15 protein-coding genes are annotated in these 18,774 nt (G+C 72.6%); 2 read left to right on the forward strand and 13 right to left on the reverse strand.

Going from position 1 to position 18,774, the window contains the following annotated elements; genetic code table 11:
• Positions 1-46 precede the first annotated feature (46 nt).
• From WME76_RS27515 to WME76_RS27560, 10 genes are all read right to left on the reverse strand, one after another.
• Complete coding sequence (locus WME76_RS27515; RefSeq protein ID WP_437955246.1) at positions 47-1,900, reverse strand: hypothetical protein; 1,854 nt, start codon at positions 1,898-1,900, stop codon at positions 47-49.
• Between the two features lie 71 nt (positions 1,901-1,971).
• Positions 1,972-3,396, reverse strand: a complete 1,425-nt coding sequence (locus tag WME76_RS27520; protein WP_437955247.1) for a hypothetical protein — start codon at positions 3,394-3,396, stop codon at positions 1,972-1,974.
• Between the two features lie 47 nt (positions 3,397-3,443).
• A complete protein-coding gene (locus tag WME76_RS27525) occupies positions 3,444-5,654 on the reverse strand; it encodes a bifunctional metallophosphatase/5'-nucleotidase (protein ID WP_437955248.1) in 2,211 nt (736 codons plus the stop codon).
• An 86-nt stretch (positions 5,655-5,740) separates the two neighbouring features.
• Positions 5,741-7,846 carry a phosphoenolpyruvate--protein phosphotransferase gene (ptsP, locus tag WME76_RS27530; protein ID WP_437955249.1) on the reverse strand — a complete coding sequence of 702 codons (2,106 nt, stop codon included), beginning with the start codon at positions 7,844-7,846 and terminating at the stop codon, positions 5,741-5,743.
• Positions 7,843-8,112, reverse strand: coding sequence for an HPr family phosphocarrier protein (locus WME76_RS27535; RefSeq protein ID WP_433927693.1), 270 nt, complete (start codon positions 8,110-8,112; stop codon positions 7,843-7,845). The genes ptsP and WME76_RS27535 overlap by 4 nt, the downstream gene beginning before the upstream one ends.
• 11 nt (positions 8,113-8,123) lie before the next feature.
• Positions 8,124-9,185, reverse strand: coding sequence for an RNase adapter RapZ (gene rapZ / locus WME76_RS27540; protein ID WP_437955250.1), 1,062 nt, complete (start codon positions 9,183-9,185; stop codon positions 8,124-8,126).
• Entirely contained in the window at positions 9,182-10,477 is a 1,296-nt protein-coding gene (gene hprK, locus WME76_RS27545) for an HPr(Ser) kinase/phosphatase (RefSeq protein WP_437955251.1), read from the reverse strand. Before hprK ends, rapZ begins: the two co-directional genes overlap by 4 nt.
• Positions 10,474-10,953, reverse strand: a complete 480-nt coding sequence (locus WME76_RS27550) for a PTS sugar transporter subunit IIA (protein ID WP_437955252.1) — start codon at positions 10,951-10,953, stop codon at positions 10,474-10,476. The genes hprK and WME76_RS27550 overlap by 4 nt, the downstream gene beginning before the upstream one ends.
• A gap of 385 nt (positions 10,954-11,338) precedes the next feature.
• The gene (hpf, locus tag WME76_RS27555; protein WP_437955253.1) at positions 11,339-11,698 is read right to left on the reverse strand and encodes a ribosome hibernation-promoting factor, HPF/YfiA family; all 360 of its coding nucleotides are present in this window, start codon (positions 11,696-11,698) and stop codon (positions 11,339-11,341) included.
• Between the two features lie 220 nt (positions 11,699-11,918).
• Positions 11,919-12,263, reverse strand: a complete 345-nt coding sequence (locus WME76_RS27560; protein WP_433927697.1) for a sigma-70 domain-containing protein — start codon at positions 12,261-12,263, stop codon at positions 11,919-11,921.
• A gap of 338 nt (positions 12,264-12,601) precedes the next feature.
• Here WME76_RS27560 and WME76_RS27565 point away from each other — a divergent pair, with 338 nt between their 5' ends.
• On the forward strand, positions 12,602-13,468 hold the full coding sequence (locus WME76_RS27565) for an oxygenase MpaB family protein (RefSeq protein ID WP_437955254.1): 867 nt from the start codon (positions 12,602-12,604) through the stop codon (positions 13,466-13,468).
• A gap of 24 nt (positions 13,469-13,492) precedes the next feature.
• On the opposite strand, the gene WME76_RS27570 is transcribed toward WME76_RS27565, so the two are convergent.
• Complete coding sequence (locus tag WME76_RS27570) at positions 13,493-14,548, reverse strand: serine/threonine-protein kinase (protein ID WP_437955255.1); 1,056 nt, start codon at positions 14,546-14,548, stop codon at positions 13,493-13,495.
• A gap of 329 nt (positions 14,549-14,877) precedes the next feature.
• On the opposite strand from WME76_RS27570, the gene WME76_RS27575 reads away from it, so the two are divergent.
• The gene (locus tag WME76_RS27575) at positions 14,878-15,909 is read left to right on the forward strand and encodes an isocitrate/isopropylmalate dehydrogenase family protein (RefSeq protein WP_433927700.1); all 1,032 of its coding nucleotides are present in this window, start codon (positions 14,878-14,880) and stop codon (positions 15,907-15,909) included.
• A 57-nt stretch (positions 15,910-15,966) separates the two neighbouring features.
• Here WME76_RS27575 and WME76_RS27580 read toward each other — a convergent pair whose 3' ends face one another.
• Positions 15,967-17,754, reverse strand: a complete 1,788-nt coding sequence (locus WME76_RS27580) for a sensor histidine kinase (protein WP_437955256.1) — start codon at positions 17,752-17,754, stop codon at positions 15,967-15,969.
• 182 nt (positions 17,755-17,936) lie between these two features.
• Positions 17,937-18,380, reverse strand: a complete 444-nt coding sequence (locus WME76_RS27585; protein WP_437955257.1) for a gamma-glutamylcyclotransferase family protein — start codon at positions 18,378-18,380, stop codon at positions 17,937-17,939.
• Positions 18,381-18,774: the final 394 nt, after the last annotated feature.

The raw sequence follows: 18,774 nt of genomic DNA on the forward strand, positions 1-18,774 counted from the left end.
GGGGGCGGCGCGCGGGGCACGGGGGAGGCCGCGCGCGGCCGCCGCGTCAGTAGCGGGCCTGGACGCTCGTGCCGAGGCCGAAGAAGTCGGGGCTCACGAAGGTGCGCAGCGCCACCGTGCCCTCGGACGGGTCGCGCTCCATGAAGGTGCCGTTGTTGTCGCGCACGTACTGGACCCACGCGACCGCGGAGAGGATCTTGCTGATATCCCACCTGAGGCTCGCGCGGGCCTGGACGATGGGGACAGCGGACGTGTTGTAAGGGAGGATCGACAGGTTGCCCTGCTCGCGCACGACGACCGTGCGGGCGATCGGCGCGTCGAAGGCGTCGAAGGATGTCGTCCTGAACGAGGCGGGGAGCTGGAGCCCCGCCCCGAGGCCGGGGGTGAGCCGCGCGGAAGCGATGTAGTAGTCGGCGGCCAGGGCGAAGAACAGCTCGTCGGACGTCGAGGCGCCGCGGGTGTCGGGGATCGTCTGGAACGGGATGAAGCTCGGCTGGTTGCGCAGCACGAACGGCAGATCGCGGTAGATGCCGGTGACGCTCGCGCGCGCGTACCCCGACTTGATGACCGCCTGGAGCGCCCCGGCGCGGGCCGCCTGATGGGTGGTCACGCCCGCGGACTCGAAGTCCTTGAGGTTCTGGTAGAGGTTCGACGCCTCGAGGCTCACCGCCCACGTCGTCTTGCCCGGCGTGTACGACTCGGGCTTGAAGATGATCTGCGGCTTGTTCGGGTCGTTGCGGTAGAGCAGGAAGTCCACCGACTGCGGGATCGGCTCGTTCTTCGTATGCGCGACGACGCGGGCCGAGGCGCCGTACGTGTAGACCGGCTCGCCCGCGACGTCGGGCCAGTCGAACCTGCCCTGCTGGAAGTATCCGGCGCCGAGGTCGGCGTGCACGTAGGGGTGGAGTTCGACGCCGCCGCCGGCGAGGAAACCGTAGTTCGACTGCGAGATGCTGACCCGCTCGACCTCGCTCGTCCCGGAGGCGAGCACCCGCTCCGTCTGCGTCAGGCTGGCGATCTTGAACCCGGCATACACGCTGAACCGCTCGGCGTCATACTGGACCTTCGCGCCGGGCGCGGTGCCGATGATGCGCGGGAAGATCGACTGGTTGATCGACGCGTTCGTGCCGCCCCACGAGATGTCGTAGAGGTAGCCGAGCCGGAACCGGTCGGTGTCGAGCGGCCAGAGCGTGACGCCGACACCGGTCTTCCCGTCGGCCCTGCCGTCCGTGTGATAGAAGGCACGGATGAACGACCCGGCGTCGTAGAACGCCTGATTGACGTTGTTGCTGTTCCTGGACAGCGCGCCGAGGTCGACGCGGAGGACGAGCGAAGCCTCGGTGTCGAGCCGCGGGATGAACCCCGGCATCCGCTTGTAGAGCGCGAGGTGCGTCAGGTTCTCGCGCCCGCTGAAGCGGGAGTTCAGGTTGTCGAAGAAGAGCCGGTATTGCTTGCGGTCGCCGACGCTCAGGTTCGGCGAGATCGCCTGGGTCTGGCCCGTGTCGTGGAGCAGATCGTCGTCGCCGAGCGTCCAGGTGAGGCGCGTGTCCATGGCGTCGCCCACCCGGACGGGCAGCTCCTCCGGGTCGAGCGGCGGATCGGGCAGCGGGCGCGGTAGCTCGGCCAGCATCGGCGCCTGGGACAGCGCCGGGGGCGGCGGGGGCGGCGGAGGAGGCGCCGGGGGCGACGGCTGCGCGGCGGGCACCTGGGCGGGCGGCGGGGCCGGCACGGCGGGCTCGAGGACCGGCGCGGCGGGCTCCTGCGCCGGCGCGGCGGGCGCCTGCGGGGGCGCAGGCGCGGCCGGGTCGGGGGCGGGCTGAGGCTGGGCCTGCGCCGCCGGCGCGAGGGTGAGCAGAAGGGCCGCGGAAACAGCGGGGGCTAGGAGCGCGCTTCGGTGCATGGCGGGCGGTGGACTTCCTTGGGGCCTGGGTGATGCGGCGGGGCGGCGCGGCCGCGGCGAACGAGAGAGGGCTAGTTGGTCTCCGCGTCGTTGTCGTCGAGGCTGCGCGGCCGCACGCAGGCCTCCTTCGAGGTCTTCGCGGCGGGCGCGCAGCCGGGCGCGTCGCAGACGAGGTCGTCCGGACAGCGGGCCTCGATGGTCCAGTTCAGCGAGCCGCCCGAGAAGTTCCGGAGCGTGCCAGTCACCGAGCCGAGCGCCTGGCCCCGGTGCGACGTCGGATCGAACTCGCTCACCGTGCCGGTCTGGATCTGGATCATGGTCGATCCGTCCGTGACCTTGTAGTTGCCGCGCGCGGAGTAGCTCGTCCACTCGCTGCACTCGGGGTCGCGCGAGCACGCATTGGCGCACCGCCCCTCGGCCGCGCTCTCGAAGTCGACCTGGCCGTCGCCGTTCAGGTCGCAGTTCGACTGGTCCGGGGCGAACACATTGTCGCGCGCGGGCCGCGGGCCGAAGTTCTTGCTGATGTGGACGCCCTCGACGCGCACGAGCCCGCTCTCGAGGCGCTCCATGGCCCCCGCGTCGGCGATCGTCCGCCCGTCGAGCAGGGCCGGCTCCGGGACCGCGCACGCCTCCCCTTCCTCGACGCGCGCGATCTCGTAGGAGGGAAATGAGAGCTCGGTGAAGCCGAAGAACTCGTTCACGGTGCCCGCGAGGTACTCGAGCCGATCGCAGACACGCATGTTGGAAGGGGTGTTGAAGTTGTACGCGAAGAGGTGGTTATAGCCGCTCTCCTGGCCGGCCAGATCGGTGACGTAGAAGCCGTCGCTCGCGACGCGCGTGACAACGACGCGCTGGGGAGCCGCGGTGTTGATCTGGATCCCCTCGAACGCGTAGGGCGTCGCCGAGCCGCCGCCCTGGACGTCGGCGACGCGCGGCAGGGCGTAGGCGACGGGCTTGGAGGCGCCGGCGCTGAAGGTGCCCCCCTCCTCGGTGTCGTCGTCGGCGAAGGCGCACCCGGGGTCGGCGGGGAAATCGATGAGCACGTCGCCGGGGGCGTCGTCGTTGGCGCCGTTCGAGCACGCGGGGCGGTCGCGCACGTCGCGGGGCGCGGGCAGGTAGCCGATGTCCTCGGCCCACAGCCGGGTGGGGCCGTAGACGGCCGTCACGTGGACCGCGCCCACCGCGACGCCGTCGCGCAGGAGGATGTTGCGCCCGACCGCGACGCCCTCGTCGTCGGACTCGACGTCGATCACGGCCCCGGGCTCGACGCTGAGCCGGACCATGCCGTCGAAATCCGCCCGGCGGCCGGCGGGGTCGCGCGCCTCGATCCGGAAGTCCCAGGTGTCCACCGTGTCGCCGCGGTTGGCCGGCAGGGGCTCGTCGGCGGACGGCGGCGCCTCCCCGTTCACCTTCTCGACCTTGACCCAGAAGCTCGAGACCCCGCGGAGGGGCCCGCCGTCGCTGCCGCACCCGGCGAGGGCCGTGGCCGCGAGCATCGTGGACGCCGTGAGCGCCGCGCAACGCCTCGCCCGCACCCGCGCCGTCACTGGCCCACCATCCGCAGGCGGCCGTCGGAGAAGTTGCCGAGCCGGCGGTCGACGCACGCGAGGTACTTGCACTGCTCGCCGGCGGCGCTGCACGGGGCCAGCGCGCCCTCGCACTGCCGCTGCAGCTCGGCCGTGGGCGCCGCCGCGCAGACGTCGCGCTGGTAGCCGGCCACGTCGTCGCGGCAGCGCGCGAGCACGCACGCCCCCGCGGAGCACGGGGCGTCGCCGGTCCGGCACACCGGCCCCTCGACGACCGACTCGGGGCACGCGCAGACGTAGCCCTCGCCGAGCGCCTCGGCGCAGTCGCCGTCCACGCGGCACGACGGCAGCTTGCCGTCGTCGCCCGCGCCGCACGGGCTGCCGGCGCGGATGTAATCGATGAGCGCGTCGCGCTGCTGCACCTGGGTGTCGAACTGCGTCGTGTTGCGCTGGAGCACCCGGAACCCGCTGCCGCCCTGCGCGAGGTAGTTCGACGTCGCGAGCTCGTAGGTCGCGAGCGGGTCGATCGGCTGCCAGCACCGGTTGGCCTCGACGTCGCAGCTCCCCACCGCGCCGCCCGGGCAGTCGGCGTCGCCGTTCGGGCACGCGATCCGCGGCTCGTGCGCGCCGATGTAGACGCGGGTCGCGACGCCGGGCGCGGCGCCCCCGGAGGCGCGGGCGGCGCAGTCGATGACGACCCGCGCGCCCGCGATCTGCGCCTGCGACACGCACCCGCGGCCGGCCGAGCGGCGCGCTACGAAGTCGAAGAGGTCCTGCACCTCCAGCCCGGAGAGCTGCATCTTCGAGATCGAGTTGTCGAAGGGGAAGATGTTGTACATCTGCTCGACCGTCACCGGGCCCGGCACGAGGTCGGCGCGGATGCCCGTCGTGTTCGTCAGCGCGAAATCGGTCTGGATGCCGAGGCGCAGCCACATCGCCGTGGCGATCAGGTTGCCGAGCGGCGAGTCGCCGCCGCTCGTCGAGACGCGGCGCGAGCCGTCGAGCGCGTAGCCGACCAGAAGGTCGAGGTTCGCGAGCGCGTCGAGCCCCTGCCCGTACGGCTCGAGCACCGACGCCACGATCGGATCGGCCGGCACGTCCTCGGTCACCGGGAAGAGCTCGTACCGGTTCGAGACCACCTCGTAGCCGTTCAACGGGTCGTAGTCGGCGCCGAGCTCCGAGGGGTCCCTGGACAGCACGAGGTCGAGGCGGCCGACGAACTTCGCGAACGCGCCGGAGTGCGCGAGCACCACGTCGCGCGGCTTGCAGTAGCGGCGGAGCTTCTCGCCTTCCTCGGGGGAGCGCTCGTCGTTCAGCAGGATGTAGTGGCTCTGCTTCTCCTCGTCGTAGTACCGCGAGCAGTCGCGGACATGCTTCGGCGGCTGGAGCACGATGTGGTTGTGCCCGCCGAGCACGACGTCGATGCCCGTCGTCGTCTCGATCATCCGCTCGTCGACGTCGAGCCCGAGGTGGGTGACGAAGACGATGACGTCCACCGTGGGGCGGAGCAGGTCGACGTAGAACTGGGCGACCTCGGTGGTGCTGAGCGGGGTGATCCCGAGCCGGTTCGGCGCCTCGAAGATCGACGTCAGGCTGGAGAGGTTGCCCATGCCGATGACGCCGACCCGGAGGCCCTCGAGATCGAAGACCGTGAACGGCTGCAGGATCGCGCCGAGCGGCGAGGCGCCGGGCTGCGCCGGGTCCTCGAGCTGGTAGTTCGCGGCGAGGATGGGGAAGCCGGCGTTGTGCTGGAGCTGGATGCCGAGGTTCAGCGCGCCGCGGTCGAACTCGTGGTTGGCGACGATCATCGCGTCGACGCCCATCGCGCCGAGGGTGCGGATCTCCGCCTCGCCCGCGTAGAAGTTGAAGATCGGCGCGCCCTGGAAGCAGTCGCCGCCGTCGAGGTGCAGCGCGCGCGACGACCGCGCGCGCTCGCGGCCGATGATGTGGGACATCCGCGCGGCGCCGCCGACGTTCGCGATCGTGGTCGCCTCGCCGAGGCCGAGCCCCGCGTCGACCTGGCCGAGCTGCAGGTTGTACGGGAACAGCCGCGAGTGGATGTCCGACGTGTGGAGCAGCGTCAGGTGCGCCTGCCCCACGAGGCGCGTGGGCGGCTGCTCCTGCTCGCAGCCCGCCGCGCACAGGCCGAGCACGAGCGCGCCGGCGGCGAGCGCGCGCGACACGCGGGACGCGCCCGGCGCCGCATCCATGGCTTTACAGGACTTCATGAAGCGCTGTCACGCTAGGAAGCCCGCCACGCGAGCTCAAGCGAAAACGAGGTGAAGACGACGAGGCCGTCGACCTGCGACGCAGGTCACTTCGCGCCGCGCTCCCCCGTGAGCAGGTCGAAGAGATCCGGGGCGAACGCCGCGGCGACGCAGCACTCGACCTCCTCGGCCGTGGCGCACGCGAGCGCCTCGGCCGCGACCGCCTCGGCCTCGGCGACCGACACGCGCCGGAGCGTCTCCTTGATCTCCGGGATCGCCGCCGCCTCCATCGAGAAGTCGCGGAGGCCGAGGCCGAGCAGGAGCAGGGCGGCCAGCGGGTCGCTCGCCATGGCGCCGCAGAGCGAGACCGGCCGGCCGAAATCCTGGCCCGCCTGGATCACCTTCGTGATCAGCCGGAGGATCGACGGATCGAACGGCGAGGCGAGGTAGGCGAGCGAGCGGCTGGTCCGGTCGACCGCGAGCGCGTACTGGATGAGGTCGTTCGTCCCGAGGCTCAGGAACGCGGCCTCGCGCGCGAAGTGATCGACCATGATCGCCGCCGACGGCACCTCGATCATCACGCCGAGCGGGATCTCGTCGGCGCAGGGCTGCCCGCGGGCGCGCACCTGCTCCTGCGCGCGGCGGAGCATCGCGCGCACCTGCCGGAGCTCGCCGAGGCCGGCGACCATGGGGATCATGATCCGCACGTCGCCGTAGGCGGAGGCGCGCACCATGGCGCGCAGGTGCTCGAGGAACACGTCGGGCCGCGAGAGCGCGAGCCGCACGGCGCGGAGGCCGAGCATCGGGTTCATCTCGGGCGGAACCTGGAAGGTGGAGACGAACTTGTCGCCGCCGATGTCGAACGTGCGCAGCGTGACCGGCTTCGGGCGGAGCGCCTCGACGACGGCGCGGAAGATCTCGAACTGCTGGTCCTCGGTGGGCGGGGACTTGCGATCGATGTAGAGGAACTCGGTCCGGTAGAGGCCGATGCCGTCGGCGCCCTGGTCGCGCGCGAGGATCGCCTCGGCCGGGAGCTCGACGTTGGCCCGGAGCGACACCTTGACCCCGTCCTTCGACTCGGCCGCGCGGTGCCGCGACTCGGAGAGCTCCTTGGCGAGCGCGACGTGGCGCTCGGCGCGGGCGCGCGCCTCGGCGAGCTCGGCGGGCCCGGGGCGCACGATGACCGTGCCGCGCAGGCCGTCGATCACGACCACGTCGCCCGTGATCACGCGCTGGAGCACGTCGCTCACGCCGACCACGGCCGGGATCTCCAGCGCGCGGGCCATGATCGAGGTGTGGCTCGTGCGGGTGCCGACCTCCGTGACGAAGCCGACGACCGGCTCGTCGACCATCGCCGCCGTGTCGGCCGGCGACAGGTCGTGCGCGACGACGATGGTCGGCCCGGAGAAGCGCGGGATCGCCGCGCCGAACGTCGCCGGCATGGCGATCGAGTTCTGCAGCTCGATCAGGCTGCGGGTGGAGAGCGGCGACGTGTCCCGCGACGACGGCGGCTCCTGGGGCGGGAGCGTGAACGCGCGCAGCAGGCGCTCGCCGACGAAGTTCACGTCGTGGCTGCGCTCGCGCAGGTACGGGTCGTCGAGCGCGGCGAAGCGGCCCGCGATCGCCTCGCACGCGGCCGCCACCGCCCACTCGGCGCAGCGCCGCTCCTCGGTGACCTGGCGCTTCACGGCGTCCGCGAGCGTCTCGTCGCCGAGCATCAGGAGGTACGCCTCGAGGATCGACGCCTCGGCGCGGTGGTTGCCGAGGCGCTTCGACATGTCGCGGAGCTCGTCCTGCGCGCGCTCGACAGCGGCCTCGAAGCGCGCGAGCTCCGCCGCGATCTCGCTGGAGCTGACGCGGCGGCGCGGGTGATCCGTCCGGTGGCCGCCGATCACGACGGCGGAGCCGATGGCGACGCCCGGCGAGCCGGAGATGCCGCGCAGCGTCTCGGTCCGGGCCCCGGGCGGCATCGAGTCGTTCCGGGCCCCGGGCGGCATCGAGTCGCCCCGGGCCGCGGGCGGCGCCGAGTCGCGCCGGGCGCCAGCCGGCGCCGGGTCGCTCCGGGCCGTCGGCGGCGCCAGGTCGCTCCGGGCCCCCGGCGCCATCGCGTCGCTCCGGACGCCGGACTCCGCCGCCTCGCCGCCGGCGGCGTCCGCCGCCACGGGACGGTCGCCCGGGAGCCCCGCGGGGAGCGCGCTCCGGCCGCGCGTCACTCGGGCTCTCCGAAGCGCGCGGCGATGAGCTCGCCGATCGCCGAGACCGCCTCGCCGGCCTGATCGCCCGTCGCGCGGACCTCGATCTGCGTGCCCATCGAGCCGCAGAGCAGGAGCACGCCCATCACGCTCTTCGCGTTGGCCGACTGCCCATCAGGCCCGGTCAGCGAGATCTCGCAGTCGTACCGCCCGGCGAGCTGCACGAGCTTCGTCGCGGCGCGCGCGTGCAGCCCTCGCACATTGATGATGGTGAAACGCCTCGTCACCGCATCGGTCGTCACCGCTCGCCCCCCGTCACGCTCTTGCCCGATGCCGGGCGAGACTCCGGCGCGGCCACCCCAGTCGGCGTCAGCCGGAGGTCCACGCTCGGGGTCCCGGCCAGCCCCTCGCCCACCGAGGGTACTATACTCCCGCTCGCCCGGGCGACGTCTCGATGAACGACCGTGATCGGGAGCCCCGTCTTCCGCCGCAGGCTGTCGCTGAGGACGTTGGTGAGCACGACGGACCGGTGCCGGCCGCCGGTGCACCCGATGCCGACGGTGAGGTAGCTCTTCCCCTCGCTGGCGTAGCGCGGCATGCAGAACGACAGGAGCTGCTCCGTCCTGCCGATGAACTCGAGGGCGTCCGGGTTCTTGAGGATGTAGTCCCGCACCGGCTCGTCGTTGCCGGTCAGCTCGCGCAGGCCGTGGACGAAATACGGGTTGTCGAGGAAGCGGACGTCGAGGAGCAGGTCGGCGTCGAGCGGGATGCCGTACTTGTAACCGAACGAGACGAAGCGGGTGGACATCACGGGCAGATCCACCTTGGCCGGGCGCAGCCGCTCGAGGACGACGCGGCGCAGGTCGTGCGTCGACAGCCGCGTCGTGTCGAGCTCGATGGTGGCCCGGGCCCGCAGCGACGCGAGCCGCTCGCGCTCGAGGAGGACGCCGTCGAGCATCGCGATGGCGCCGCTGCCGCCGGTGGTCAGCGGGTGGGGGCGCCGCGTCTCGCTGAAGCGCCGGAGCAGCGTCTCGTCCGAGGCGTCGAGGAAGAGGATCACGACGTCGCGGCCGACGCGGATCTGGTCGAGCGCCGCCGTGGCGCCCGCGAGGAACGAGCCGACCCGGACGTCGATGCCGAGCCCGATGCGGGTGATCCCGCCCGCCTCGCACGCCTCGACCGCCGGCCGGACGAGCGACGTCGGGAGGTTGTCGACGCAGAAGAAGCCGAGGTCCTCCAGCGCGTGGAGCGCCGTCGACTTGCCCGCGCCGGACAGCCCCGTGACCACGACGACCCGCCCCGGCGCCGCCTCGGACGGCGCGTGCGCCGGCGGCTGCGGAGGACCGCTCGCGCCGCTCACCCTCGCCTCCTCGGCCGCGGCAGGCTCACCGACGACTCCGTGGCGACGAACCCGGAGCCCGGTCGGTCGGGGGGCGGCCTCCCCCGGTCCGGGGGCTGCCGGAAGGCGCTGCTCGGCGGGCTCGGCGCGTCCCTGTCGTGGCCGGGCCGCGGCGGCCGGGGCGGGCCGGGCGGCGCCGCGCTCCGCTGCGTCCCCTCCTCCGCGAACCTGACGGGCGGCGGCACCGACGACTCCTCCGGCGTGCGCTCGCCGAGCAACTCGCCCTCGACGTTGCCGAAGAACTCGCGCGCCGCGTGGAACCCGGCGTTCTTCAGGAGCTCGTTGCGCGCGGCGACCTCGAGGATCGACGCCATGTCGCGGCCGGGCCGCACCGGGATGACGAGCTCCCGGATCTTCACGCCGAGGATCGTGTGGTACCGCTCGTCGAGCCCGAGCCGGTCGTACTCGGTGTCCTTCGACCACTCGACGAGCTTCACCACGACGTCGATGCGCTTGCGCTCGCGGATCGAGGTGACGCCGAAGAGGTCCTTCACGTTGAGGATGCCGAGGCCGCGCACCTCGAGGTGGTAGCGGAGGAGCTCCGCCGGGGCGCCGAACACCATGCCGGGCGGGCGGTAGTCGCACTCCACGGCGTCGTCGGCCACGAGCCGGTGGCCGCGCATCACCAGATCGAGCGCGCACTCGCTCTTGCCGATCGCGCTCGACCCCATGAGCAGGAGCCCCACGCCGAAGACGTCGACGAGCACGCCGTGCAGGCGGATGCGCGGCGCCAGGCGATCGTCGAGCAGCGCGTGCAGCGCGGTGATCGTCACGCTCGACCGCACCGCCGAGATCAGCAGCGGCGTCCCGGACTCCTCGGCGCACTGCGCGAGCTCCGGCACGGGGAAGAAGCCGATCCCGGAGCTGTTCGTCTCGAACGGCTGGTCGCCCTGCGTGAGGATGACGCAGCACAGGCCGAGCTCGAAGAAGCCGCGCAGCGACAGGAGCCGGTCCTCGCGCGAGAGCTTGTGGAGGAACGAGAGCTCGGTCTGGCCGAGGATCTGCACCCGCGTCGGGACGATGCCGTGGAAGTGGCCGACGAGCGCGAGCCCCGATTTCTGGATGCGGGTGTTCATGATGGGCCGGTCGAGGCCCGCCGCGCCCGCGATCAGCGAGAGCTCGATGCCGAGCCCCTCGTCGGCCATCAGGCTCCGCACCGTGAGCACGGGGCGGTCCACCCGCCCTCCGCCGCCCGGCGGAGCGCCCCGGTCGCCCCGGTCCCCGTCCTGTCTGCTGCCGCGCGCGTCGCTCACGGTACCGACCTCCCTTCCTCCGCGGCGATGAGCTCGAACGCCGCCCGCCCGGTCGAGGCGCCGAGCAACCGCTTCCTGAACGTCTCGTCCCGCAGCAGCCGCGAGATGCGCGCCAGGGTCTTGAGGTGCTCCCCGGTGGCCCGCTTCGGCCCGACCACGGCGACGAGGATGGACACCGGCGCCCCGTCGATCGCGTCGAAGTCGATCGGCTTCGGGCAGAGCAGGACCGCGCCGATCAGCCGCTCGACGCCCTCCATGGCGCCGTGGGGGATGGCCACGCCGCTGCCGACGCCGGTGGACTGGAGGCGCTCGCGCTCGGCGAGCACCCGCTCGACGTCCTCGCTCTTGATCCCCTGCTGCCCTGTCGCGAGCAGGGCGGCGAGCCGGCGGAGCGCGTCCGCCTTCGAGCGGACGACCCCCTCCTGCTCGCTGGCGACGGATACCTGGTGCGCGGTCAAGATGTCGCAGACTTGCATGCTGGTTTCGGCGCTCTGGCGAGGTGAGGGGGCTCTGGGTGGCGCACGCGGCACGGCCGGCGCTGCGCTCGGCCAGGGCCAGGCGCGCCGACGTTGCCATCGTACCCTGGGTACCTCGGGTACGCGACTCAAGGACGCTATCGCGAGGAGCCGTCCGGAGGGAGGTGTTCTTCCGCTGCTGCGCCCGCGCCGTGGTCGACGCGTCGCTGCGGGCTGCCGCCGCGCTCGTCGCGGGCGCGGCGGCAGCGCTCCCCGGGCAGGTTGCGCAGGGGAGCGCGCCGCGCCCGTCGCAGGCGCGACGAGCGCCCTGCGCCGCCGCGCCCGCGACGAGCGCGGCGGCTCACATCCGGGAGCGCGCCGCGGCCTCAGCGGCAGGCGCGCTGGCTCACGTTCTGGAGCGCGCCGCGGCCTCTCGCTCCACCTCGGCGGCGTACTCGCCCGCGCTCGTGCCATTGCGCTTGCGGGCGATGGTGTGTCCCTTGCCATCGCGGATCTGCCGCTCGAGCTTGTCCAGCACCATGTCGATCGAGGCGTACATATCCTCACCCCGCTCGGTCGCCTGGAACGCCAGGCTGCCCGAGGAGAGGCGCACGTCGGCGACGTGGTCCAGGCCCTCGACCGAGAGGGTCACCTGCGCCGTCATCGCCTGCCTCAGGAATTTCTGAAGCTTGGCCACCTTCTCGTGCGCGTGCTTCTTGACGGCCTCGGTACCCACCATGTGCCGGAACGTGATCGTGATGTTCATCGGGCCAGCCTTCCTTCCCCCTGATGCGTAGATGAAACAATCGATTACGGCTACAGAGCACCCCTCCATCTCCATAGTAACACCGCTGTAGAGCTCCGGTCTTCCATCAACGAAGGTGCCCTTTCGTTTTGTTGGTTTCGCTCTGGGTCGCTCCCTTGCGCCGTCGCTGCGCCTTGCCGCGCCGCGCCGCGACGCGCCCGGCGCGGGCCGCACGCCCCTCTCAACAAGCCTTGGCGCGCCCCGCTTGTTCCAGCGCCCGGCGCACCGCGTGCGGGGCATGGCCACAGGCCAGCGCGATCTCGCCGATGGTGGGCCTGCGCCCTAGCTCGGCGGCGAGCCGCCTGGCGCTCTCGAGGACGGCGCGGAGCACCTCGACGTCCCCCGGATCCAGCGGCTCGGCGACGCGGAGGCCCTCGGACTCGAGCCGATCGATGATGTGCTCCACCTCCTCGTACGAGACCGCCCGGCGATCGATGACCTCGGCGATGTCGTTGAGGTCCACCCTGCCGCTCGAGCGGTGGCGTGTGAGGAGCTCCTGGATCATGTCGTCAATGACGGGCCGCACGGAGCTAGGGTGGCACCTGCGCGCAGCCCGCGCACGCCCCGACGCCCGCACGACTGAGCCCCTCGAGCCCCGGGGTCGCAGGTCCGCGATCGTCGCGGCCGCCGGCCCGGCCGCCGCCGCCGGTCACCGCCTGCTCGCCGCCGGGCGCCCGCCTCCCCCGGCCCTGGGCCCAGGGCGCGCCGCGTCCGCGCGCCGCGTCCGCGCGCCACGTCCGCCCGGGCGCATTTCATCCGTTCGATAACCGCTCGACAACGTCAACGACGTTTCCGGCAGGAGCCGCGGAGGGTTGATGGTAGATACCGAGTCGACATCGAGCGGATACGCGACAGGAGATCTCCATGCGCTGGCTCCCCCCCGAGTCGCGATCGCGCCATGCGATCCGCGACCACATCGAGGCGAACCTCGACCCCGTCGAGGATCACCAGGAGATCACATTTCTCTCGACGTGCTACGATTTCCCGTGGGACACGCAGCGCGCCCTGGAGCTCGCGCTGGTCCGCATCTTCGGCATCGCGAAGAGCTCACCGCTCCTCGTGCGGACTGGCGAGTTCCTGGAGCGCACCCAGAAGCGTTACGACGACACGGTGCTCATCCTCTCCGAGATGCTGGAGAACGGATACGACAGCGAGCGCGGCCGGGCGGCGCTGCGGCGCATGAACCAGCAGCACAGGCGCTACACCATCCCGAACGACGAGTACCTGTACACGCTGTCGACGTTCGTCTTCGAGCCCGTGCGCTGGAACGAGCGCTTCGGCTGGCGCCCGCTGACCGGGAAGGAGAAGCTCGCGACGTACCACTACTGGAAGCAGGTCGGGGCGCTCATGAACATCAGGGACATCCCGCCTAGCTACGAGGCGTTCGAGCGGTTCAACGTGGACTTCGAGGCGGAGCACATGCGGTTCTCCGAGGACAACCGGAGGCTCGCCGTCGCGACGCGGGACCTCATGCTGAGCTGGGTGCTGCCGAGGGCGCTGCGGCCCCTCGGGGCGCGGGTCGTCCACGCGATCTTCGACGATCGTCTGCTCGACGCGCTCGGGCTGCCGCGGCCTTCGCCCGCCCTGCGGCGCCTCGTCGAGGGGGCGCTCCGCGCGCGCGGCCCGGTCCTGCGGGCCATGCCCCGCCGGCGTGAGCCGCGCCTGCTCACCAGGAAGAAGACCCGCACCTATCCGGACGGCTACCGCGTCGAGGACCTCGGCGCGCGGTGATCGGGGCGCGCCCGGCGCGAGCGCTCAGGGGAGCTGGCGGCGCAGGAACTTCAGCGCCTCGCGCGCCGCCGGGTTCACCGGCTCGTAGACGTCCGGGGTCTTCCTGAGCGGCGCCCCGATCGGCTCGCCGGGGCGGACGCCGAGGATTCGCTCGACGTCCTCCAGGAGCGATTGCATCGAGTCGAAGCGGTTGCCGGGCAGCTTGCGGAGCGCGGTGGCGACCAGCGCCTCGATGCGCCGATCGATGCCGGGGCGGATCGTGCTCAGCCGGGGGGCCGCGGTGCACGCGTGCTGGGCGACGACCACCACGTCGTCCGGCGAGGAGAACGGGAGCTGGCCCGCGAGCATGCGGAACATCGTGATGCCGAGGGCATAGACGTCGGTGCGGCCGTCGACGGGATCGGCGAGGGCCTGCTCCGGGGCCATGTAGGGGACGGTGCCCAGCACGAGGCCCGCCGCGGTCGTGGGGCCCGATCGCAGCTTCGCGAAGCCGAAATCCATCATCTTGATCACGCGCGGGCCGCCCGCGGAGCGGACGAGGAACATGTTGTCCGGCTTCACGTCGCGGTGGATGATCCCGGCCGCGTGCGCGGCGGCGAGCGCCGACGCCGCCTGCCGGATCAGCGGCAGCGCGACGGCCTCGCTCATGGCCACCTCGCGGCGGAGCAGGACGCCGAGCGACTCGCCGGTGAGGAGCTCGAGCACGATGAAGGGGGACCCGTCCTTGCGATCGCCCGCGTCGAGGACCCGGATGATGTTCGGGTGCCCGAGCTCGGCCGCCACCTCGAGCTCGCGGAGGAACCGCTCCCGCTGGGTCCGGTCGGCCGCGAAGCTGCGGTTCAGGATCTTGATCGCGACCTGCTCCTTCGTGTGGCTGTCCACGGCGAGGTACACGCGCGACATCCCGCCCGCGCCGATGAAGCCCTGGATGACGTAGCGATCCTCGAGGACGGCGCCGAACTGCCGCGTCGGCTGCGCGGGCGGCGCGGCCGAGAGGGACTGGACCAGGCGGGCGCCGTCGTCGGGGCAGAACGCGTACGAACGGTCGGCGTAACCGCGATGGCAGCGCGGGCAGATCATGGGCGCGCGACATGATGCGGGCGCGGGCGCGGATCCTCAAGGAACTTGCGCCCCGGCGGGCCATCGTACGTGAACCAACGTGAAACAACGCGGACCACGACACGAAACACGCCGGACGAGCTCGGAGCGACATGGACGCGCGCGGACCAGCGCGGAGCGCGTGAAACACTCGAAACATCAGGAGCGCGCAGAGGGCAGAACGCACATCACGATGTTCCGTCCGAGTGCTCGATCTACCGTCCCGGGAGGTAGATCGCGGCGCGGACCTCGGCTATGCGTGCGCCTTTCCTGGTCGACGCGATGGACCCCGAGCCCGAGAGACACAGCCCGTGACATCACAGAAGCAGACCGCGACCCTCATCCCTGGTGACGGCATCGGCCCCGAGATCGTGGAGGCGACGCTGCGCGCCCTCGACGCGCTCGGCTCGCCTTTCGAGTGGGAGACGTGCGTGGCCGGCATGGCCGGCGTGAAGGACTTCGGCGACCCGCTGCCCCGGGCCACGCTCGACAGCATCCACCGCACGCAGCTCGCGCTCAAGGGGCCGCTCGAGACGCCGATCGGCGGCGGATACCGGTCCTCGAACGTGCGCCTGCGGCAGGAGTTCCAGCTCTATGCGAACGTGCGGCCCGCGCGCACGCTGATCCCCGGCGGGCGCTTCGAGAACATCGACATCGTGCTCGTGCGGGAGAACCTCGAGGGCCTGTACGTGGGCTTCGAGCATTACATCCCCATCGGGAGCGACGAGCACGCGGTGGCGATCGGCTCGGGCGTGAACACGCGGGTCGGCTCGCGCCGCATCGCCGAGTACGCCTACAACTACGCCGAGAAGCACGGCCGCAAGAAGGTCACCATCGTCCACAAGGCGAACATCATGAAGGCGCTCACCGGCATCTTCCTCGAGACGTCGCGCGAGGTGGGCCGGGCCTTCGAGGGCCGCGTGGCGACCGACGAGCGCATCGTCGACGCGTGCGCGATGCAGCTCGTGCTGAACCCGTGGCAGTTCGACGTCATCGTCACGACGAACCTCTTCGGCGACATCCTGTCGGACGAGATCGCGGGCCTGATCGGCGGCCTCGGCATGGCGCCGGGGGCCAACATCGGGCACAACGCCGCCATCTTCGAGGCGGTGCACGGCTCGGCGCCGGACATCGCCGGCAAGGGCGTGGCGAACCCGATCGCGCTCATGCTGGCCGCCGCGATGATGCTCGATCACGTGGGCGAGCAGGAGCTCGCGACCCGCCTGCGCGCCGGCATCGACGGGGCGCTCAACGCGGACGGGGTGCGCACCCGCGATCTCGGCGGCAAGGCGGACACGAAGACGCTCACGGACGCCATCGTGGCGCGCATCAAGAACGGCTGATCGAACGCGGCGGGCGCGGCGGGCCTCGCGGCCGGCGTCACCGCCGCGGGCGCGGGGTCAGCCGTCGCCCGCGGGCGCTCCCGGGAGCGGGAGCGAGACGTGGAACGACGTCGACTCGTCCGGCGTGCTCTGCGCCCAGATCCGGCCGCCGTGCGCCTCGACGATCCCCTTGCAGATGTAGAGCCCGAGGCCGGTGCCGGGCGGGGCGTTGCTGGACGGGCCTGACGACAGCCGCTGGAACCGCTGGAACAGCCTCGGCAGCTCGTCCGGCGGGATGCCCTGGCCGCGGTTCTCGACCGCCACCTCCACCTCGGCGCCGCGGCGCGAGAGCGTCACCCGGGTCGGCGCGCTCGGGTCGCCGTACTTGGCGGCGTTCAGGAGGAGGTTTCCGATCACCTGGTCCATGCGCGCCGGGTCGACGAGGACGGGCGGCACCCCCTCGTCGACGGCGAGCACGACGGCGCGATCGGGCCGCTCGGCTGCCGCGAGCTCGACGGCGGCGCGGAGCTGGGCGCCGAGGTCCGTCGGCCGCGGCTCGATCGAGAAGCGCCGCGCCTCGATCTTCGAGGCGTCGAACAGGTCGTCGATCATCTGCTCGAGGCGCCGGGCGCTGGCGAGGATCTTCTCGCTCCACCCCGAGGTGTCCTGGGACCGCCGCGACAGCATGCCCGCGTAGGCGGAGATCGCGGTGAGCGGCTGCTTGAGGTCGTGGGCGACGATGGAGGTCCACTCCTCGCGGAGCCGGGCGCGCTCTGCGTAATGGGTGACGTCCTCGTAGCTGGCGACGGCGCCGAGGATCGCGCCGTGGTCGTCCCGGATGGGGCCGGCGCTCACGATGACGGGCACGTAGCTCCCGTCCGGCCTCCGGAACCACAGCTCCTCGCAGGTCATCCCCTGGCCGCGCGCCGCGCGGACGAGGGGCATCTCGTGGTGCAGGAGCGGCCGTCCTCCCGGCTGGCACAGGCGCACGCACGGCGCGCCTTCGGGCCACCCTGGGGTCTTGAGGGGGTGCGGGCCGCCGCAGAGCTGCTCGCAGCGGCGGCTCGCGAGGAGCGAGCGGCCGCCGCGCTCGTCGAAGATCGCGATGGCGACGGGGAAATCCTCGATGATGATGCGCAGCCACTCCCGCTCGGCGGCGAGGCGGCCGTCCGCGTCGCGGAGCGCGGCCCGGGCGTCCTGGAGGAGGGCCTCGGCGCGCTGCAGCGCGGGCGAGCGCGCGGCGGGGGCGTCGTCGAGCGCGTCCGCGGGGCGGCGCTCGGCGCGCTGCTCCGCCGCGCGCTCGGCGGCCTGGAGCGCGAGGCCGAACAGCGCGCCGAGGGCCTGGACGCGCGGGAGGAGCTCCGGCGGCGGCGCGCTGCGGCCGGCGAGGGCGCAGGTGAGGACGCCGAGCAGCCCGTCTGCGCCGAGCAGGGGGGCGCACAGCACCCAGCACGGTCCCAGGCATGCCTCGATGGCGCGGACGTCGTGGAAGCGCTCGCGCGCCGCCTCGTCCGCGGCCGTGTGCTCGACGCATCGGCTCTGCGCGGCCCGCTGCACGAGGGACGGGGTGCTCGGGAGGTCGTCGAGCGCCGCGGTGCGCTCGCCCGGCAGCGCGATCGGCGATCCGTGCGAGGCGAGCAGGCGGATGGGGAGCGCGCCGTCTGCCGGCGCGCTGTGAAGGAGCGCGACGTCGGCGCCGAGCAGCCGGGCGGCCAGCGCGACGAGGGTGGGGTGGAGCTCCTGCGGGTCGAGCTTCCCCGAGAGCGCGGCGGACGCCTCGGCGACCGTTCCCGCGAGCTGCGCGGTGGCCGATGCGGGCTCTCCGGTCGCGCCCGGGAGGCGGTCATGCCCCGAGGTCCTCGTCACGTTTCCTCACCATGCCCTAGCACCTGCGCAGGCAGGCGCCGCTCGAGCGGAGGGAGGTGGATGGCGTCCGGGCGGGGTGGCGCGACGGGCGGCGAGCGGCGCGTCGCGGGGCGGCGGCGCGGGGCGGCGGCGCGCGGGTGACGGGGCGGCGCGTGGCGGGCCGGAGGCGGTGGGCCGAGCTGTCAGCGGGAGGGGTCGAAGCGGCGTTTCGCCCAGCTCACGAGCGGGCTGTTGTCCCGGGAGCGGGTGGCGCCGGGTGCGCCGCGGCGTTTCCGCCAGTCGCCTTCGCGGACGCGCCGGCACCCTGCTGCCTGCTCCATCGAGAGGAGGTAGGCCTGGGCCTCGCGTCCGTCGGCGAGGCGGATGGCGGTTCGCCGGTGCAAGATCGGGTGTCCCCGGTGCACGTCGAGCGCGGCGAGCGCGGCGGGCGAGAGGGCGTAGAGCTCGCCGGTCACCGCGACGAACCCGCCCTGGACGAGGGCGCCGCTCGTGCCGAGGTCGACGAGCGCGTACTGGGGGGTCGTGGTCGCCTCCCCGAGCGAGCGGGCCGAGGCGAGCCATTCATGCTGGTCCTCGCCCTTCATGAGGTTGTCGTAGACGAAGAGCGCGATCTCGCTGGTGGTCATGGCGTGGTCCTCGCGACGGGCTCGCCGGCCCGGCAACGACCCTCGCAAAGGCAGGGAGCGAGCGCAAGGCCGGCGGGGGGAAGGCCGACGACGTCGCGGGCGCTGGAGCTCCAGAGGAATGTTGCACCTGCCTGGCGAGAGGAGCTGGGACTCCGGGGAGCGCCTCGAACGAGGTTGCCGGGGGAGCTGCTCGAGCCGGGGCCCCGGACAATGGATATCGCATCTCGCCTGGTCGATGTCCGCGCGTCCGAAAGCCGATCGCCTGAGGTGGAGCAGCGCCGATCTCGCCCTCACGCGATCGGCGAACAGATGCGTTCACGAACGCTTCGACAACGGCATGAGCGAGGGATGACCCGCGGAGCTCTGCGCTTGACATGCGCGAGAGATCCATGCG

This window comes from Sorangium sp. So ce119, assembly GCF_051524405.1.
Taxonomy (GTDB): Bacteria; Myxococcota_A; Polyangia; order Polyangiales; family Polyangiaceae; genus Sorangium; species Sorangium cellulosum_G.

Bases quoted from the DNA above. Each gene is read 5' to 3' on its own strand.
- WME76_RS27515 (WP_437955246.1), bottom strand. From the start codon at position 1,900: ATGCACCGAAGCGCGCTCCTAGCCCCCGCTGTTTCCGCGGCCCTTCTG.
- WME76_RS27550 (WP_437955252.1), bottom strand. From the start codon at position 10,953: ATGCAAGTCTGCGACATCTTGACCGCGCACCAGGTATCCGTCGCCAGC.
- WME76_RS27570 (WP_437955255.1), bottom strand. From the start codon at position 14,548: ATGATCTGCCCGCGCTGCCATCGCGGTTACGCCGACCGTTCGTACGCG.
- WME76_RS27585 (WP_437955257.1), bottom strand. From the start codon at position 18,380: ATGACCACCAGCGAGATCGCGCTCTTCGTCTACGACAACCTCATGAAG.
- WME76_RS27565 (WP_437955254.1), top strand. From the start codon at position 12,602: ATGCGCTGGCTCCCCCCCGAGTCGCGATCGCGCCATGCGATCCGCGAC.
- WME76_RS27525 (WP_437955248.1), bottom strand. From the start codon at position 5,654: ATGAAGTCCTGTAAAGCCATGGATGCGGCGCCGGGCGCGTCCCGCGTG.
- hpf (WP_437955253.1), bottom strand. From the start codon at position 11,698: ATGAACATCACGATCACGTTCCGGCACATGGTGGGTACCGAGGCCGTC.
- WME76_RS27520 (WP_437955247.1), bottom strand. From the start codon at position 3,396: ATGCTCGCGGCCACGGCCCTCGCCGGGTGCGGCAGCGACGGCGGGCCC.